This window comes from Pseudomonas sp. COW5 (assembly GCF_026240005.1).
GTDB lineage: Bacteria > Pseudomonadota > Gammaproteobacteria > Pseudomonadales > Pseudomonadaceae > Aquipseudomonas > Aquipseudomonas kribbensis.
This window is the reverse complement of sequence record NZ_JAPHVP010000001.1, coordinates 1,576,567-1,593,303: the sequence shown is the minus strand read 5'-3', so window position 1 is coordinate 1,593,303 and position 16,737 is coordinate 1,576,567. Positions and strand designations below refer to the sequence as shown.

Genomic DNA, 16,737 nt, shown 5'->3' with positions numbered 1-16,737 from the left:
CGGTCGATAGCCTTGCCCAAGGCTGCGATCAGTCTTTGTCCTCCCGAGAGGATTGCCGGTGGCCAAAAAAGCCGCATCCTTCGCCGCCCTGGGCGGCCTGGTATTTTCCACCGACGCAGGTCGTCATTGCCCGGAATGCAGCAAACCGGTGGACGCCTGTATCTGCAGACAAACCGTGATCCCGGCCGGCGACGGCATTGCCCGCGTGCGCCGCGAGAGCAAGGGCCGTGGCGGCAAGACGGTGACCACCATCACCGGCGTGCCCCTGGCCGAAGACGCACTCAAAGAGCTGGCGACAACGCTGAAGAAGCGTTGCGGCACCGGCGGTGCGTTGAAAGACGGGGTCATCGAGATCCAGGGCGACCATGTCGAGCTACTCTTGGCCGAGTTGGTCAAGCACGGTTTCAAGGCGAAGAAGTCCGGCGGCTAGCAGCCTCTGTGAAAACCACCAGCGGCTTGATCCGGCTCTGATTGTCATCAGTCCCGGCGTCGTCTCCATGGTTTTCACAGAGCCTGTTCATGACCGGTTTCTAAACTCAACGCTGTCAGCGCGGTCTACCGCCCCGCTGACGAACCGTCATTTTCATTCTTTAGACTGCGCCGGCCTGCAATCAGGCGACGCACTATGACTTCTTTATAGGGGACTTCGATGTCCGTACGACGCACACGCAAAGACGATGGCAGCCAATGGACAGTTGCGGACAGCCGCAGTGTTTACGGGATTCGCCATTGGGGGGCCGGGTATTTCGCGATCAATGACGCCGGTCGCGTCGAAGTTCGTCCGAACGGCCCGAGCAGCTCGCCTATCGACCTGTTCGAACAAGTCGACCAGTTGCGCAAGAGCGGCCTGTCGTTGCCGCTGCTGGTGCGTTTCCCCGACATCCTGCAAGACCGCGTGCGTCAGCTGACCGGTGCTTTCGACTCGAACATCGAGCGTCTGGAATACCAGAGCAAATACACCGCGCTGTACCCGATCAAGGTCAACCAGCAGGAAGCGGTGATCGAAAACATCATCGCCACCCAGAACGTTTCCATCGGCCTGGAAGCCGGCTCCAAGCCTGAGCTGCTGGCGGTACTGGCGCTGGCGCCGAAGGGCGGCACCATCGTCTGCAACGGTTACAAGGACCGCGAGTTCATCCGTCTGGCGCTGATGGGCCAGAAGCTCGGCCACAACGTGTTCATCGTGATCGAGAAAGAGTCCGAAGTCGGTCTGGTGATCGAAGAAGCCGCATCGCTGCGGGTCAAGCCACAGGTCGGCCTGCGTGTGCGTCTGTCGTCGCTGGCCTCGTCGAAGTGGGCGGATACCGGCGGCGAGAAATCCAAGTTCGGTCTGTCGGCGGCGCAACTGCTGTCGGTGGTCGAGCGTTTCCGCGCGGCGGGTCTGGATCAGGGCATCCGTCTGCTGCACTTCCACATGGGTTCGCAGATCGCCAACCTGGCCGACTACCAGCATGGCTTCAAGGAAGCGATCCGTTACTACGGCGAGCTGCGCAACCTCGGTCTGCCGGTCGATCACATCGACGTCGGCGGCGGTCTGGGCGTCGACTACGACGGTACTCACTCGCGCAACGCCAGTTCGATCAATTACGACATGGATGACTACGCCGGTGTCGTGGTCGGCATGCTCAAGGAGTTCTGCGACGCGCAGAGCCTGCCGCATCCGCATATCTTCTCCGAAAGCGGCCGTTCGCTGACCGCCCACCACGCGATGCTGGTGGTGCAGGTGACCGACGTCGAGAAACACAACGACGACGTGCCGCAGATCGAGAACAAGGAAGCGCTGCCGGAAACCGTACAGTGGCTGGTTGACCTGCTCGGCCCGACCGACATCGAAATGGTCACCGAAACCTACTGGCGCGCCACTCACTACATGAGCGACGTGGCGGCCCAGTACGCTGACGGCAAGCTGACCCTGGCCGAGAAAGCCCTGGCCGAGCAGTGCTACTTCGCCGTGTGCCGTCGCCTGCACAACTCGCTGAAGGCCCGTCAGCGTTCGCACCGTCAGGTGCTGGACGAACTCAACGACAAGCTGGCCGACAAGTACATCTGCAACTTCTCGGTATTCCAGAGCCTGCCGGACACCTGGGCGATCGATCAGGTCCTGCCGATCATCCCGCTGCACCGTCTCGACGAAGAGCCGCTGCGTCGCGCGGTACTGCAGGACCTGACCTGCGACTCCGACGGCAAGATCAACCAGTACGTCGACGAGCAGAGCATCGAGACCAGCCTGCCGGTGCACGGGCTGAACGAAGGTGAAGACTACCTGCTGGGCGTGTTCCTGGTCGGCGCCTATCAGGAAATCCTCGGCGACATGCACAACCTGTTCGGTGACACCGACTCGGTGAACATCTACCAGAACGCCGACGGCAGCGTGTACCACGCCGGGATCGAGACCCACGACACCATCGAAGACATGCTGCGTTATGTGCACCTGTCGCCGGAAGAGCTGATGACCCACTACCGCGACAAGTGCGCCAGTGCCCGTATCAGCGCCAGCGAGCGCACCCAGTTCCTCGATGCATTGCGCCTGGGTCTGACCCGTTCCTCCTACCTGTCTTCCTGACGGCAGGTTCCGAATCCATCAGGTTGTCTGAAATTGTTCCGCACGCAGCGGAAGTTTCAGATGACTTGATGCGACTTCTCTTTTTCTGCCAGCGAAATGACCTTCATCCTCACAAGAAAAGTGATGTCGTCTGCTTTTCGCGTAGGCCATTTCCTAATTTGTACTTCGGCTCTCTACTCGGCCATGGCTCTCGGCGAGAATCCCCGGCCGCCCCTCCTGTAGAGAATCGCCCATGTTCGATCCAGTCGACGAGTCGTCGTTTCGTCTCGATGTCGCGGGTCTGTCCGCCCCCCTCGAAGTCCTGGCCTTTACCGGTTGCGAGGCGATCAGCGAGCCTTTTGCGTTCGAAATCGATCTGGTGATCGACGATCCTCATCTCGACCTTGCCGGTCTGTTGTATCGCTCGGCGCGCCTGTGCTTCGGGCCTCATGGCAATGGGGTGCACGGACAATTGCAGAGTCTCGTCCAGCACGAACATGGCCATGGCGCCAGGTTGTGCCGGGCGCGGCTGGGCCCGAAGCTGAGTTGTCTGGGTCTGCGCCATAGCCAGCGTATTTTCAGCGGCCGGTCGGTGCCGCAGATTCTCGATCAGGTGCTCAGAGAGCACGGCATCAGCGGTCACCAGCGCCGGTTCGAATTACAGGCCGATCATCCGTCCCGCACGTTTTTCACTCAATACGGCGAATCGGATCTGCAACTGGTGCAGCGCTTGTGCGCACAGTCGCGGATCCACTATCACTTCGAGCATGGGCGCGAGAGCCATTGTCTGGTGTTTGGCGACAACCCGGCGCGGTTACCGCGAGCGGGGGAGGTGCCATTCGATGCTCACGCGTCGGCACCGGCGGTGCGCCGCTGGCTGATTCGAGAGCAAGCCGGTGGGGCCTCTGAAGCTGCCGTGCGTTCCCGAACGGCGCAGGGGCATTCGGACGTACCAACCTTGCGTAGCGGTCGGTGGCTGAATCTGTCCCCGCGGCCGTTTGCCGAGTGCGACACGCACTGGCTGTTGACGCGAATCGAGCACCGGGCCGATCAGATGCTTGAACCGCCCTACAGCTGTCGGATCCGTGCCGTCGACGGCCTGCAGGCGTGCGGGCCGGTCGTCGAGCGCCCGGTGTTGAGCATGGGCAGTCTTCAGCGGGCCTGGGTGGTGGCCGTCGATGAACCTCAGCCTGATCGCTCGCGCCCGGTCGCGGTGCAGTTCGACTGGCTCTATCAGGGCGAAGGCGCGACACCCAGCCACTGTTGGCTGCCTTTGGCACCTGCGTTGGCGGACGCGGCATTGACGTCATTGCATGAAGGCGTTGAGGTGGTCGTGAGCTTTATCGAAGGCGATCCCGAGCAGCCGGTGATCAGTGGTGTTCTACAGCCGACGGCAACCGCCGAGAGCGATGAGGATGATGAACCGCCGCCGCTGCCCGACACCCTGGCAAGTGAAGGCCTGGCACCATGGCTGAGTGCGCGCGAGCCTTTGTTGCTGTTGTGCCTGATGCCGGGTGGCGGTAGCTACCGGCACTGTCGGGAGTCGGTCTGCAGCTGCCGGCTGGTCGCCGGACTCAGCCCTGGCGATGGACGATGAGCGCCAAGACACCGGGGCAGCGTGCGCAATGGCTGTTGCTGGATGTCATGCATGCACCGCAGGCGGTGAGCGTGTTGCGCCAGGGGTTCGATGGCTTGCCGAGTTTGCGGCTGTTTGACGGTACGGAATTTCAGCCCGTATGCGAGCAAGGGCCGTTGTTGATCGATCTGCGCGATTGCCCGGTGCTGTCGGCGTTGAGTCACACCGATCCGCATACCTGGTGCGGGCTGTTGCTGGGCAGCGATGCCACGATCGAATCGCTGCGTGCGCATTTACAGCGAATGCTGACAGTTTCTGTGGGCCTGAACCATCGCGCGCTGCTCAACTACTACGACCGGCAGACAGCCAGCTACTTTTTCGACGCCTGCGATGCTCGTCAGCTGAGCTGCTGGCTCGGGCCGATCAACTGGCTGCGCTGGTTCGGCGGTACCTGGGCTGATCGGGCGAGCGGCAGCCTGGGCTGGCAACAGCTGCGCAACCCGGGCCTGGACGTAGAGCCACTGGAGATTGAACAGGGGCTGACCCGTCTTCAGCGCGAGCGCCTGCATCGCTGCCTGCTGGAACAGCACATCTGGCGCTGGAGCCAATCGACGGGAACCGATTACCGCACGCTGTCCTCCCACGTTGAACAAGGCCTGACATTGGGTTTCAGCGAGCGGGCCGTGCTGGACGACTGGTTGTGGCTACGCTTGCTGCATCCGCGCGCAGAACTGCTGCAACCGCCACAAGGATTGACCCAGCAAGAGCGCCTCGATCATCTGCGTCGCCGTTGGCAGAACAACTCACCCTGAGACGAGGTTTCGCGCGCATGGCCCACTCTTTACGGCATTGGTTTTGCGCGGTCCCCGCTGGTTTTCTGCTGTTGCTGCTCAGTGGTTGTTCGCCGCTGAAAATGCTCAACGATCTGACGCCTGCGGACAGCTACGTCAAAACCGCAGACATCGCTTACGGAGAAGAGCCGCGTCAGAAGCTTGATGTCTATGTGCCGCGCCATCTGCTCGAAGACGCCCCGGTGGTGGTGTTTTTCTATGGCGGCAGCTGGAACAGTGGCGACCGTGGCGATTACCGGTTTGTCGGCGAGGCGCTGGCCTCCCGGGGCATCGTGACAGTGGTGGCGGACTATCGGTTGTACCCGCAGGTGCGTTACCCGTTGTTTCTCGAGGACGGAGCCCGTGCCGTTGCGTGGACCAAGGCCCACGTCCATGAATTTTCCGGCAATCCCCGGCGGCTGTACCTGATGGGACACAGCTCCGGGGCCTACAACGCATCGATGCTGGCGCTGGATTCACGCCTGCTGGGCGCGGTCGGGATGTCCCCCGCCGACCTGAGTGGCTGGATCGGTCTGGCCGGGCCTTACGACTTTCTGCCGATCAAGAATCCCGAGGTGCGTCCGGTGTTTTTCTGGCCGGACTCACCGCCGCAATCGCAGCCGATCCGGCATGTCAGCCATGGCGCGCCACCGGCGCTGTTGATTGCCGCGAGCCGCGACAGTCTGGTCGATCCGACCCGAAATACCGGCGGGCTCGCGCGAACACTGCGCGAGGCCGGCGTGCCGGTGCAGGATTTGTACTACACCCGGCCCAACCACGCGACGCTGGTGGCCACAATGTCTCGGCCATTACGTTGGCTGGCGCCGGTACTGGATCAGGTTGTCGCTTTTATCCGGCACACGCCGCCTCAGTGAGCGGCGCCGGCAAACCAGCCATCGTTGCGCCGCAACCGCCACGCCAATGTGCCCAGGGTCAGGCTGCGCAGCACCATGAACAGCAGGAAAGATATCCACAGGCCATGATTGCCCAGCCCGCTCAGCACCCAGGCGAAGGGCAGCAGCAGAGCGACCGTCAACAGCATGCCATTGCGCATTTCCCGGGCACGGGTGGCGCCGATGAACAGACCGTCGAGCAAGTAGCTCCACACCGCAATCAACGGCAGCACGGCGAGATAGGGCAGATAGATGAACGCGGTTTCGCGCACGCTCTGGATGTCGGTCTGCATTTCGATGAACAAGTGCCCGGCGAACAGAAACAACGCAGCAAAACCCAGGCTCGCCAGCAACGACCAGCCGCCGGCCACTACCAGCGAACGACGTAACGCAAGACGATCGCGAGCGCCGATGGCATGCCCGCACAAAGCCTCGACCGCGTGGGCCAGTCCGTCCAGCGCATGGGCGGTCAACAGCAGGCCGTTGAGCAGCAGCGCATTGGCCGCGACTGTGGCATCGCCCAACCGTGCGCCTTGCACGGTGATCAGGAAAAACACCGATTGCAGCGCCAGGCTGCGGATGAAAATGTCGCGGTTGACCCCCAGCAGCGGCCGCCAGCTCTGCCACACCTTCAATGCCGCCCAGACGATATGCCCGGGGTAAGCGCGCAAGGCCTTGCGGGTGAGTGCCAGGCCGAGCAGGGCGCCGCACCATTCGGCGACCACCGAGGCCCGGGCCGAACCGACCACGCCCCAGTCCAGACCAATCACGAACCACAGGTTCAGCACGATGTTGATCAGGTTGGTGGTCAGCAGAATCGCCAGCGGCGCCCGGGCGTTCTGGGTGCCGAGGAACCAGCCGACCAGCGCATAACTGGCCAGCGCCGCCGGCAGGCCAAACAGGCGGGTGTGGAAGAAATCACGGGTCAGCTGATTGAGCTCCGGCGATGGCTGCATGAAGTGCAGGGCGATGCCGCTCAGCGGCACCCCCACCGCTCCCAGCAGCAACGCCAGCCCCATCGCCAGCAACAAACCTTGCAGCAGGATCTGCCGCAGTGCCGCACCATCGCTGCGCCCGGCCGCCTGCGCGGCGAACCCGGTGGTGCCCATGCGCAGGAAGCCCATGGCCCAGGCCAGCACGGTGTACAGGCTCGCGCCCACCGCTACGGCGCCGAGTTGGTGGGCATGGGGCAGGTGGCCGATGACGGTGCTGTCGACCAGCGCCACCAGCGGCACGGAAATATTGGAAAGGATCATGGGGGCGGCGAGGGCCCAGACCCGGCGATGGGTCGGGCGGTCGCGCCAGTCGGCGATCAGGTTGGACATGCGGGCTCCTTGGGGAGCGGCATTGTAGCGGGAGGTGTCAGTGAATGATCCAGCTCAGCAGCCACAATCCCAGCAGCAGCCAGATGATCCCGGCAATGATCGACGCATTCATGAACGCGCGGATTGCCGACCACAGCAGCATCAGGCCGACGATCAGCGCGATGATGCTAATGATCGAAGTGTCCATGCCCAGGGCCTTCGCCAGTCCGTCGACGAAGTTGCCGCCAGCATGGCTCAGCACGTTGAACAGGCCGCTCAGGCCGTCGACGATGAAGCGGATGATCGAGCCGAGCGCCTGGCCCAGCCATTCGAAAAAGCTTTCTACCTGCATGTTTGCATCCTGATGAAAGAGCTGAGCCTTGGGCCGCGCCGGGGGCGGCCGAGTTCCCTGCAAGCATAGAGGGTTTGCCGGGTGGTGGCTGCCCCTTGCCTTCGCGCAGCATCCCCCCGAAGCTATACGCCTTCAGGAGAGCCCGATGAACCTTGTTGAACTGACCGAACGCCTGCACGCCATTCGCGACCGCAATGACTGGCGGCAATTTCACAGCCCGAAAAACCTGGCCATGGCCGCCAGTGTGGAAATGTCCGAGCTGGTGGAAATTTTCCAGTGGCTGACCGAAGAGCAGTCCCGCGAATTGCCGGCGGACAAGCTGGCCCACGCCGGCCAGGAAGTCGGCGACATCGTCCTCTATCTGTTGCTGCTGTGCAGCGAGCTGGGGCTGGACATGAATGAAGTGGTACGCAGCAAGCTCGCCGACAGCGAACGGCGGTTCAGCTGATGAGCGACCGTCATTTCGATCAGTTGGCGACCCGTTTCGCCGAGAAGATCTACGGCGGCGCCAAAGGCGCGATCCGCCTCGCGGTGTTGCAGGCCGATCTTGCCGAAGCCTTGCCGGATCGTCCGTTGCGGGTGCTGGACATCGGTGGCGGCCTGGGCCACATGTCGTTGTGGCTGGCCGAGCGCGGGCACGAGGTGACCTTTACCGAGCCGGCTGAACCGATGCTCGAAGGCGCGCGTCAGCGTTTCGCCGAGGCCGGGCAGACTGCAACGTTCATTCAGGCACCGTGGCAGGAACTGCTCGGGCAACTCACCGAACCCTATGACGTGGTGATCTGCCACGCGGTGCTTGAATGGCTCGCCGAACCCCACGCGATCCTGCCGGTGCTGCATCAACTGACCAAACCCGGTGGCTGGTTGTCGCTGGCGTTCTACAACCGTGATGCGCTGGTCTATCGCAACCTGCTCAAAGGCCATTTCAAGAAAATGCGCAGGAACGACATGGCTGGCGAGAAGCAGAGCCTGACCCCGCAGCAGCCGCTCGATCCACGGGAACTGGCCACGCAACTCGACGGGTTGTGGCAGGTCGAAACCCAGAGCGGGATCCGGGTTTTCCACGATTACATGCCGGTGGAGTTCCAGGCCCGCGCCGAGTTGATTGATTTGCTCGAGATGGAGCTCGCCCACCGTCGTCACCCAAGCTTCGCCGGGCTTGGGCGCTACTTGCACTGGATCTGCCGGCCGATCTGATCGGAGCGTGAAATGAAAGGTCATTCAGGGTTACTGCTGATCTGTCTGGGGTTGGCCGCGTGCCAGGGCAGCAACCCCTATGTGGCGCAGTCGCGGCCATTGCCGCCGGCACCACCGCAAGCCGCGACCACTTTCGATCGCAGCGCTTATCCCGCGCCGCCACGGGATTATGGGCGCTATCGCAGCTGGGCGTGGCTCAATGGGCACTTGCCTCCAGGCACCGCGTGGGCGGATTCGGCGCAAGTGGCCGAGGCGGTGAGCAATGCCCTGGACCAGCGCGGCTTGCGCCCGCTGCATGACAATCGCCCGGCCGACCTGTTTGTCAGTGCCAACCTGAGTCTGGAAACCCGCTTGCGCCAGGTCCAGGACGATTATGGTTACTACGGTGGATACGGCGGCTATGACCGTTACGGCCGGGGTTACGGGATGTACAACACGGTGCCGATCGTGCGCACTTATCAGGAGCAGGTCGTGGTGGTGCGGGTCGATCTGTTCGACGCCGGTACCGGTCAGCCGGTCTGGAGTGCCAGCGCCGAAACCGGCACCCAGGGCAACCAGAGTGACCGGGCCGATGCGATCCGCGAGGCTGTCGAAAAGGCCATGTCGGCGTATCCTCCCAGTTAGCTTCCCGTGAACCGGAAGCTCCCTCAGGTTCATGTTTTCCACCGGAGAAAAACCATGTTCCGCCGTTTTGTTTTACTGGCCGTGGCCGCGCTGCTCAGTGCCTGCGCCGCCAACCAGGTCAATCATGACTTCGACGCCAGCCGCGACTTTGCCGCCTACCGCAGCTGGAGCTGGAAAGAACCCGCCCTGCAATACCGCCCCGACGACCCACGGATCAAGAGCGACCTGACCGAACAGCGGATTCGCCAGTCCGTCGCCGATCAACTCGACCAGCGCGGCCTGCGCCCGGCCGCTGCGGGCACCAAGGGTGACTTGAATGTGCAGACCTACCTGATCGTCGAGGATCGCCAGCAACAGGTCACCACCAACTATGGCGGCGGTTGGGGTGGCCCGTGGAACGGTTACTGGGGCGCACCGATGTACAACGAAACCCGCAACATCACCTACAAGGTCGCCACGATCCAGATCGACCTGCTCGACGGCAAGGACGGCAAACTGGTGTGGCGCGGCAGCGATGAACAGATGCTCAGTCGCACGCCGAATCCGGCGGATCGCAGCAGCGCCATCCATGAAACGGTGACGCGGATTCTGTCGAACTACCCTCCGCGCTGAGCCTGCGCACAAAAACGGGAGCCAATGGCTCCCGTTTTTTATGGAGAAGTGGCTGGCGCGTTGCCAGCAGTGTCGTTGCGCCGGGTCTACACTGACTCCACCAATGGAGCTTGCGCCCGGCCCGTGCGCCGGTAAAGGAGTGCGCCATGTCGCGTCTTTCGCAGTGTCGCGGCCCCGCCCGACAGCGCGGAGCCATCGGCTTGATGGCGTCCGCGACCCTCAGTCTCGCGCTGATCCTGATGTTGCTGGTGGTGGACACCGGCCGTCTGTACATGGAACAGCGCAAATTGCAGCGGCTGGTGGATAACGCGGCGCTGGAAGCGGTCAGCCGTGGCGGCAATTGCCTGCCGGGCCTCACAGCGGCCAGTTACGCGGGGCAAAGTGCGACACGCAACGGTTTTGTCACGGATGTGAACAACGTGCTGGTGGTCGACTGCGGCACCTTGGTGACGGCTTCCAGCGGTTTGCGTACGTTCAGCGTGGATGCCACCCAGGCGGTGGCGGTCAAGGTTGCGGCCAACCACACCGTGACCACCAGTTTCGCCGGCGGCGTGCAGTCACTTTTCAGTGGCACACCGCTGAGCCTGAACACCGTGCTCTATGCCTCGGCGGTGGCCGCACAACCCCAGCCCACCGTGGCCCAGCTGAATATCCGCAGCAACCTGGCCAACATCAGCACCGCCCAGTCGAGCATCCTCAATCCACTGGTCTCCGGCTTGCTGGGCGGCAGTGTGAATCTGACGGCGGTGGGCTGGAACGGTCTGCTCAACACCGACATCAACCTGCTCAGTTATCTGAATCAACTGGCGATCAACCTCAACGTCGCCGCCGGCAATTACACCCAGTTGCTCAATACCCAGACCACGGTAACGCAATTGATCCAGGCCGCGATTACGGTGGTCCAGCTCAATGGCGCAACCGCCGACGTGATTACCGCGCTGGGGCAACTGCAAGTGGCGGCGATCAATGCCGCGCCACTCAAGCTGGGCGATATCCTGCAGCTGCAGACCGGCACCACGGCGGCCGGGCTCGACGCCAATCTGCAACTGCTGCAACTGATCCAGGGCGTGATCCAGCTGGCCAACAGCAACAGCGCGGTGGCCGCCACCCTGCCGATCAGCGTGCTGGGGCTGGCGAATGTCACGGTGCGGGTCAAGGTCGTCGAGCCGCCGCAGTTTTCCGCCATCGGTGATCCGGCACTGGCCAAGGCCAACCCCACCGGGCCGAACCGGATTTATGTGCGCACTGCGCAGATTCGTACGATGCTCTCGGTGAATCTGCCGGTGTTGTCCGGGGTGGCCGGGCTGACCAACGCCGTGCTGGGACTGGTCGGAACCCTGACCCCGACACTCAATGCGTTGCTCAGTCTGAACCTGGTTGCCACCCTGAATTCGGTGGGGTGCCTGCTCGGCGCCGGTTGCCAGCAACTGGACCCATTGCTGCTGCCTTCGCCGGAAATCGACATCAGCCTCGATGCCGGCGGCGCCATCAGTTACGTCACCGATTACAGCTGCCCCACCGGCAGCACCGGGACCAAGAGCCTGACGGCCCATACCATTACCTCTGTTGCCGATCTCAAGGTGGGCAAGATTGATCCGACTAACGCCTTTTCTTCATCTGCCGAACCGACGGTCACCCCGCTGCCGCTGGTGGATCTGGGCACCGTGACCTGTCACAAGATTCTGGGGATCGGCAGTTGTGACGAAAGCACCCACGTGCAATACGGCGCCGGCGGCATCGCGATCATGGTCAACACCAGCGTGGCGCAGAACACTCAGGATCTGGTGTTTTCCAGTGGCACGCCGTTCCCCACGCCACCCAACCTGAAGCTACCGCCGAGCGTGATTTCCGCTGCGCCCACCAGCAATATCGTCAACAGCCTGGCGAGCACGCTGGCGGGGATCAACCTGATCGTCTACAAACCCCAGGGCAGCAACCCGCTGGGGGCGATCATCACCGGCGTTGCCAGCCTGATCAGCGGTGTCACGACAATCCTGCAACCGCTGATCACCAATCTGGTCAGCCCATTGCTCGACCCGCTGCTGAACAACTTGCTCAACGGGCTGGGCATCAATCTGATGGACGTGGACGTCGGCGCCAACATGACCTGTGGCCAGACCGGCAAGGCCTATCTCGTCATCTAGTCATCGGGGGCGATCGGCAGCTCAATGCAGAACCGCGCACCTTCTGCCGAGTTGCGAACGCTGAGATGGCCGCCCATGTTTTCGATAATCCCGTAACTCACCGACAACCCCAGACCGGTGCCGACGCCCACCGGTTTGGTGGTGAAGAACGGTTCGAAAATCCGCTCCAGCAGACGCGGATCGATGCCACCGCCGTTGTCTTCCACCCACAGGCGCACCTTTTCTTCATCCCGTTCGGCGTAGATCGAAATCCACGGTTTGAATCCTGACTCCGACTCGCGCTTGCCCAGCAACGCATCCCGGGCATTGACCATCAGGTTGATCAGCACCTGCTCCAGCTGATCGACGTAACCGCGCACCTGAACCTCGAACGGGGTTTCACTGATGCGCAAATCCACGCCTTTGCCGCGCATGCCTTCGGCCAGCAGCGACAGCGTGCCTTCGATGGCGCTGGCCGGGTTGAACAGCTGTTGTTCGATTTCCGAACGGCGGCCGAACACCCGCATGTGGTCAACCACTTTTGCGGCACGCTGGACCTGAGCGTCGATGCGGTTGAGTTTGTCGGTCAGGTAGTCGATCTGCACATCGCCGTTGCTCAGACGCTTCTGCACGTTGACGATGGCCATGCGCATGACGTTCAGCGGCTGATTGATTTCATGGGCGAGACCGGTGGCCATTTCGCCGAGGGTGGCCATTTTCGCGCTCTGGGTGAGTTGCTGCTGGGAGCGGCGCACTTCGGTGTTGTCGCGGCCAACGGCTTGCACTTCGATCAGTTTCCCGCGCTCATCGAACACGCCGCGATCCGACCACACCCACCACGCATGCTCGCGCCCCGGCAATTGCAGGTTGATTTCGGCGGTGCTGACGGGGGACCCCGGGGTCAACAACGCCAGACGCTCGACGAAGTCTGCGCGTTGTACGTCCGACATCCAGCTGCCCAGATTGACCCCGGGCAATTCTTCGGGCGCGCATTCCAGATACTTCGCCAGCGGCTGGTTGCCGAAGGTCAGGATCAGGTCCGGGCGATAACGGCAGATCATCGCCGGCGAGTCTTCCACCAGAATCCGGTAGCGCTCTTCACTCTGCCTGACCTGTTCGGTGGCCAGCGTGGCCTCGGTAACGTCCAGCCAGAGTCCAACGGCCTCCAGCGGCAACCCGAGGTCGTTGCGCAGCAGGCGGGCTTCGTCGAGCAGCCAGTGATAATCACCGCGACTGTCGCGAAGGCGATAGCGGGCGCGTACCGAGCCTTCGCGCAACAGCTGCCGGGTGCGTTCGAAATACAGCGCCCGGTCATCCGGGTGGATCCGCTCCACCAACGCACCGGCATCGCAGTCTTCCAGGCTCCAGCCCAGCAGCGGTTGCAGACTGGCGCTGAAAAACGCCGGCAGCAATGCGCCTTCGACGTAGTGCTGGACATAGATGACCGCCGGTGAGCTGGCGATCAGATTGTCCAGTCGCGCATGGGCCGCAGCGGCCAGTTGCTGCTGGTTCTTGATGTCGCTGATGTCCAGCATGAAGCCCGCCAGCCGGCGGTGATCGCCGGTGCCGCTGACCTGCCCCTGAAGGCGATACCACGCCGGCGTCTGACTGGCATCGTGAGGATGCAGGCGCACGCATAGATCGAGGATTTCTCCGTGCATCTGCAGGGCCTGCAGGCGGCTGCGCACTTCTTCGCGGTCAGCGGGGTGGATCAGGTTCAGCCAGTGTTCCAGGGTCAGCGTCGAGCTGTCCTGTTGCAGGGTGGCGGCCAGCGTCGGGGCCAGCTGAATGTGTTCGCCAGCGCTGCCGAATTCCCACCAGCCGGTGCCCAGTAATGTCTGCAACGACTCGAGGCGTTCCAGTTGCAGTTGATGCTGCTGTTCACGCAAACGCCCGAGCAACGGCCCCGCCAGTGCGCCGGCCAGCATCAGCCAGTCACGGTCGGTCAGATACGGCGCGGTCTTGTCCACCGCATAAAAGCCGCAGAGCAGCCACGCCATGACGCCTCGATCATCGCTGTAGGGCACGGCGAACCCCTCGGCATTGCCGAACAGCCCCTGCACCCGTGAATGTTCATACTGGCCGTAATGTGCGCCGAGGCGTTGCGGGCCGGTGCCATTGAGGCTGTCCAGCGGCGTACCGAGGCGCTGGCCGTCGTGCCACAGCGCGGGTGCATCGTGGGCGTGGAACTGGCAGTGAACCTGCCACACCTGTTCCTGCTCATTGAGCAAGGCGAGCGCCACACAGGGGATCTGCCAGCGCTGAGCGATGATCTGCAGTTGATCGCTGACGACCACCGGCAGTCGTCCCAGGCTGCAACTGCGCAACTGTTTGCTGATCTGCTCGGCAATCCCGTGGCACGCCTCGCGTTGATGCGCTTGCCGGCGTTCGGACAAGAGGTCGGCAATGTCGATCAGTTGCAGCAGCCAGCCGTTGCCCAGAGGCTGGGCCCAGCCGCGCAGGTGCAGGGTCTGTTCGCCCAGGCCGGGGAAATCCAGGTCCAGCAGCAGCCCTTGCCATTCCTGTGGCCGGCCTTCGATCGCGAGGGTGCTGTGGGGCAGCAGTAAATCGTGCAGTGGCAGCGGTTTGTCATGGGGCATCTGCTGTGCCAGCAACAGGCGCAAGGGGCCGGCCATCTGCAACACGGCGCCTTCGCCATCGAGGTACAGGTGCAGGCCCGTCGCGGGGGAGCCGAGCACGTCCGGCAGGTCGCCGGCCAGCGGCGCGCGCTTGAGCAGGCGGCCGAACAGATTGTCCCCGGACGTCAAAATTTCAGGCTCGAGCTGGCGGTCAGGTTGGTGGGCAGGCTGGGGACGGCGCCGACGCCCGGCAACACCAGAAACGGAATGACCTGATTGAGTTTGCTGACGGGGTAATTGACGCTGACGGTGATCGTACCCTGCGTCGTGTCATAGATCGCTGACGTGTCCACGCCGACCACCACGTTCAGGGCGCTGGGCAGGCCTGAAAACTGCTGGGTCAGGGCGGCATTGGCGGTGTTGACGACAACTGTCGAGTAGTTGGGCGTCGTGGGGTCGACCGCCACGCTGCGCCGTACCGCTTCGGCCGTGGCCTGATTGAACGTCTGCATCAGCACGAACGGCAGGGCATAGCTGACCAGGCCGTAAAACACCGCGAAAAAGATCACGAACACCAGGGCGAATTCGATCGCCACCGCGCCTTTTTGCGCCTTCCGAGAGCCGGTTTTCATCCGTGCGTCTACCCTGACAGTCACTGCGTAGTATCAGCATAGAATCATTCAGCCAAAACGGACGGTTTTTACCGGATGCAAAGCCTTGTTCTTCTGATCTGGTTGACCTTGTGTGCGGCCCAGGATGCCCGCCAACGGAGGATCGCCAATGCCATGACGTTGGGCGTTGGCGCCCTGGCACTGGTTTATCTGCTGTATTTCGGAACGACCTGGACGGGGGCCGCAGCGGAGCAGGGCGGCTGGGCCTGTCTGGTGGCGCTGGCATTCACCCTGCCGGGGTATTTCATGGGGCGCATGGGGGCCGGCGATGTGAAATTAATGACAGCTCTCGGCCTTGCGACGGACGGTCTGTCGTTGCTCGGGATTTTTATCGGCGCCGGCGTCGCAAGCGTCGTCTGGATCCTGCTGGCGCCAAGAGTCTGGCTGCATATGAGTCAAGGGCTTAGGCATCGTCTTCGATATATGGCGCCATCCATGTCAAAAAAGCTGCCATTTGCGCCGTTCGTGCTGATCGGTTTCCTCCTTGTACTACCTTGGATCCATTAGTCGCCAAACGCCACTAGTCTTATGTACATAGTCGGAAAGTGCGTCTACTTTCAAAGGTACTGGTTATACGGCCAACGGCTGACAGTACAGGAATGGTCAGTTTTGGCCCGGGCATGGAGTGGCACGTGAACAAGCTTACATCTGCGGTAAAAGTCCTCGTTGTCGATGATCAGGCGCTGATCGTCGAGGAACTCTGTGAGTTTCTCGAGAGCAACGGCTATCGCTGTGTCCCCTGCGGGTCCGGCAAAGAGGCCGTCGAGCGTTTTGCCGAGGATCCGGCGATCGGTCTGGTGCTGTGCGATCTGCATATGCCGGACCTCGACGGCATCCAGTTGGTGCAGGAGTTGCAGCGACAGGCCGGCAAGGCGCGGGTGTTCGAGGCGATCATGCTCACCGGCCGTGCCGACAAGCAGGATGTGATCAAGGCGTTGCGCGCCGGGATTGCCGACTACTACCAGAAACCCGTCAACCTGGACGAACTGCTCGAAGGTCTGCAGCGCCAGGAGGCGGTGCTGCAGGAGCGGCAGAAAACCCTGCAATTGGGGCACCTGAATCAGAAACTGCAGGACCTGTCGTCGTCCATCGACGATCTGTACCAGGACCTGGACAAGGTGCGCCGCGGGCCGGCTCCCGTCAGTGAGCAGGCACCGGGTGACACCGACGCGCTGGAGATCCCGGCCATCTTCAATCAGCTGTCGCCGCGGCAACTGGACGTGGCGCGTCTGGTGGGCAAGGGGCAGACCAACTACCAGATCGCCTGCGAACTGGGCATCACTGAAAACACCGTCAAGCTTTACGTCTCGCAGGTGCTGCGCCTGACCCACATGCACAACCGCACCCAACTGGCACTGGCCTTGTCGCCGAGTGCGGCGGCGTTGCGGCAGCGGGTGACCGCGCACTAGTCCGTTGTGCCTGGCCGCCATCGTG

The 16,737-nt window shown here is 62.6% G+C and carries 16 protein-coding genes; 12 read left to right on the top strand and 4 right to left on the bottom strand.

Translation table 11 applies throughout. The features are described from left to right. Positions 1-58: 58 nt before the first annotated feature. From OQ248_RS07295 to OQ248_RS07275, 5 genes are all read left to right on the top strand, one after another. Positions 59-430: a translation initiation factor Sui1 gene (locus OQ248_RS07295; protein ID WP_065260252.1), complete on the top strand. Its 372-nt coding sequence runs from the start codon at positions 59-61 to the stop codon at positions 428-430. A gap of 219 nt (positions 431-649) precedes the next feature. Beyond that, positions 650-2,563, top strand: coding sequence for an arginine decarboxylase (gene speA, locus OQ248_RS07290; RefSeq protein WP_114881280.1), 1,914 nt, complete (start codon positions 650-652; stop codon positions 2,561-2,563). Between the two features lie 232 nt (positions 2,564-2,795). Then, positions 2,796-4,139 carry a contractile injection system protein, VgrG/Pvc8 family gene (locus tag OQ248_RS07285; protein WP_265812447.1) on the top strand — a complete coding sequence of 448 codons (1,344 nt, stop codon included), beginning with the start codon at positions 2,796-2,798 and terminating at the stop codon, positions 4,137-4,139. Then, positions 4,136-4,930, top strand: a complete 795-nt coding sequence (locus tag OQ248_RS07280) for a DUF4123 domain-containing protein (protein WP_265812446.1) — start codon at positions 4,136-4,138, stop codon at positions 4,928-4,930. The genes OQ248_RS07285 and OQ248_RS07280 overlap by 4 nt, the downstream gene beginning before the upstream one ends. 17 nt (positions 4,931-4,947) lie before the next feature. After that, the gene (locus OQ248_RS07275; RefSeq protein WP_265812445.1) at positions 4,948-5,823 is read left to right on the top strand and encodes an alpha/beta hydrolase; all 876 of its coding nucleotides are present in this window, start codon (positions 4,948-4,950) and stop codon (positions 5,821-5,823) included. Here the strand turns inward: OQ248_RS07275 and OQ248_RS07270 are convergent. Both OQ248_RS07270 and OQ248_RS07265 read right to left on the bottom strand, forming a co-directional pair. Then, positions 5,817-7,166 carry an MATE family efflux transporter gene (locus tag OQ248_RS07270; protein WP_265812444.1) on the bottom strand — a complete coding sequence of 450 codons (1,350 nt, stop codon included), beginning with the start codon at positions 7,164-7,166 and terminating at the stop codon, positions 5,817-5,819. The genes OQ248_RS07275 and OQ248_RS07270 overlap by 7 nt on opposite strands. A 37-nt stretch (positions 7,167-7,203) precedes the next feature. Next, a complete protein-coding gene (locus OQ248_RS07265) occupies positions 7,204-7,497 on the bottom strand; it encodes a hypothetical protein (protein ID WP_085711241.1) in 294 nt (97 codons plus the stop codon). A 145-nt stretch (positions 7,498-7,642) separates the two neighbouring features. Between OQ248_RS07265 and OQ248_RS07260 the strand changes: the two genes are divergently transcribed. The 5 genes from OQ248_RS07260 to OQ248_RS07240 all read left to right on the top strand — a co-directional run bounded on the left by OQ248_RS07260 (position 7,643) and on the right by OQ248_RS07240 (position 12,074). Next, positions 7,643-7,945, top strand: coding sequence for a MazG-like family protein (locus tag OQ248_RS07260; RefSeq protein WP_265812443.1), 303 nt, complete (start codon positions 7,643-7,645; stop codon positions 7,943-7,945). After that, positions 7,945-8,694 carry a methyltransferase gene (locus OQ248_RS07255; protein WP_248738456.1) on the top strand — a complete coding sequence of 250 codons (750 nt, stop codon included), beginning with the start codon at positions 7,945-7,947 and terminating at the stop codon, positions 8,692-8,694. Before OQ248_RS07260 ends, OQ248_RS07255 begins: the two co-directional genes overlap by 1 nt. Before the next feature lie 12 nt (positions 8,695-8,706). Beyond that, positions 8,707-9,318 carry a DUF4136 domain-containing protein gene (locus OQ248_RS07250; RefSeq protein ID WP_265812442.1) on the top strand — a complete coding sequence of 204 codons (612 nt, stop codon included), beginning with the start codon at positions 8,707-8,709 and terminating at the stop codon, positions 9,316-9,318. A gap of 54 nt (positions 9,319-9,372) precedes the next feature. After that, positions 9,373-9,930, top strand: coding sequence for a DUF4136 domain-containing protein (locus OQ248_RS07245; RefSeq protein ID WP_265812441.1), 558 nt, complete (start codon positions 9,373-9,375; stop codon positions 9,928-9,930). A 146-nt stretch (positions 9,931-10,076) separates the two neighbouring features. Next, positions 10,077-12,074, top strand: coding sequence for a pilus assembly protein TadG-related protein (locus OQ248_RS07240; RefSeq protein WP_265812440.1), 1,998 nt, complete (start codon positions 10,077-10,079; stop codon positions 12,072-12,074). Here OQ248_RS07240 and OQ248_RS07235 read toward each other — a convergent pair. Beyond that, on the bottom strand, positions 12,071-14,821 hold the full coding sequence (locus OQ248_RS07235) for an ATP-binding protein (protein WP_265812439.1): 2,751 nt from the start codon (positions 14,819-14,821) through the stop codon (positions 12,071-12,073). The genes OQ248_RS07240 and OQ248_RS07235 overlap by 4 nt on opposite strands. Then, positions 14,818-15,264 carry a TadE/TadG family type IV pilus assembly protein gene (locus OQ248_RS07230; protein WP_265812438.1) on the bottom strand — a complete coding sequence of 149 codons (447 nt, stop codon included), beginning with the start codon at positions 15,262-15,264 and terminating at the stop codon, positions 14,818-14,820. The genes OQ248_RS07235 and OQ248_RS07230 overlap by 4 nt, the downstream gene beginning before the upstream one ends. 75 nt (positions 15,265-15,339) lie before the next feature. On the opposite strand from OQ248_RS07230, the gene OQ248_RS07225 reads away from it, so the two are divergent. After that, complete coding sequence (locus tag OQ248_RS07225; RefSeq protein ID WP_085711248.1) at positions 15,340-15,810, top strand: prepilin peptidase; 471 nt, start codon at positions 15,340-15,342, stop codon at positions 15,808-15,810. Positions 15,811-15,935: 125 nt separating this feature from the next. Then, on the top strand, positions 15,936-16,712 hold the full coding sequence (locus OQ248_RS07220) for a response regulator transcription factor (RefSeq protein ID WP_279309474.1): 777 nt from the start codon (positions 15,936-15,938) through the stop codon (positions 16,710-16,712). Positions 16,713-16,737: the final 25 nt, after the last annotated feature.

What these genes read in the sequence shown, in the direction of transcription:
- speA (WP_114881280.1), top strand. Translation starts at nt 650, where the DNA reads ATGTCCGTACGACGCACACGCAAAGACGATGGCAGCCAATGGACAGTT.
- OQ248_RS07285 (WP_265812447.1), top strand. Translation starts at nt 2,796, where the DNA reads ATGTTCGATCCAGTCGACGAGTCGTCGTTTCGTCTCGATGTCGCGGGT.
- OQ248_RS07280 (WP_265812446.1), top strand. Translation starts at nt 4,136, where the DNA reads ATGAGCGCCAAGACACCGGGGCAGCGTGCGCAATGGCTGTTGCTGGAT.
- OQ248_RS07275 (WP_265812445.1), top strand. Translation starts at nt 4,948, where the DNA reads ATGGCCCACTCTTTACGGCATTGGTTTTGCGCGGTCCCCGCTGGTTTT.
- OQ248_RS07270 (WP_265812444.1), bottom strand. Translation starts at nt 7,166, where the DNA reads ATGTCCAACCTGATCGCCGACTGGCGCGACCGCCCGACCCATCGCCGG.
- OQ248_RS07265 (WP_085711241.1), bottom strand. Translation starts at nt 7,497, where the DNA reads ATGCAGGTAGAAAGCTTTTTCGAATGGCTGGGCCAGGCGCTCGGCTCG.
- OQ248_RS07260 (WP_265812443.1), top strand. Translation starts at nt 7,643, where the DNA reads ATGAACCTTGTTGAACTGACCGAACGCCTGCACGCCATTCGCGACCGC.
- OQ248_RS07255 (WP_248738456.1), top strand. Translation starts at nt 7,945, where the DNA reads ATGAGCGACCGTCATTTCGATCAGTTGGCGACCCGTTTCGCCGAGAAG.
- OQ248_RS07250 (WP_265812442.1), top strand. Translation starts at nt 8,707, where the DNA reads ATGAAAGGTCATTCAGGGTTACTGCTGATCTGTCTGGGGTTGGCCGCG.
- OQ248_RS07245 (WP_265812441.1), top strand. Translation starts at nt 9,373, where the DNA reads ATGTTCCGCCGTTTTGTTTTACTGGCCGTGGCCGCGCTGCTCAGTGCC.
- OQ248_RS07240 (WP_265812440.1), top strand. Translation starts at nt 10,077, where the DNA reads ATGTCGCGTCTTTCGCAGTGTCGCGGCCCCGCCCGACAGCGCGGAGCC.
- OQ248_RS07230 (WP_265812438.1), bottom strand. Translation starts at nt 15,264, where the DNA reads ATGAAAACCGGCTCTCGGAAGGCGCAAAAAGGCGCGGTGGCGATCGAA.
- OQ248_RS07225 (WP_085711248.1), top strand. Translation starts at nt 15,340, where the DNA reads ATGCAAAGCCTTGTTCTTCTGATCTGGTTGACCTTGTGTGCGGCCCAG.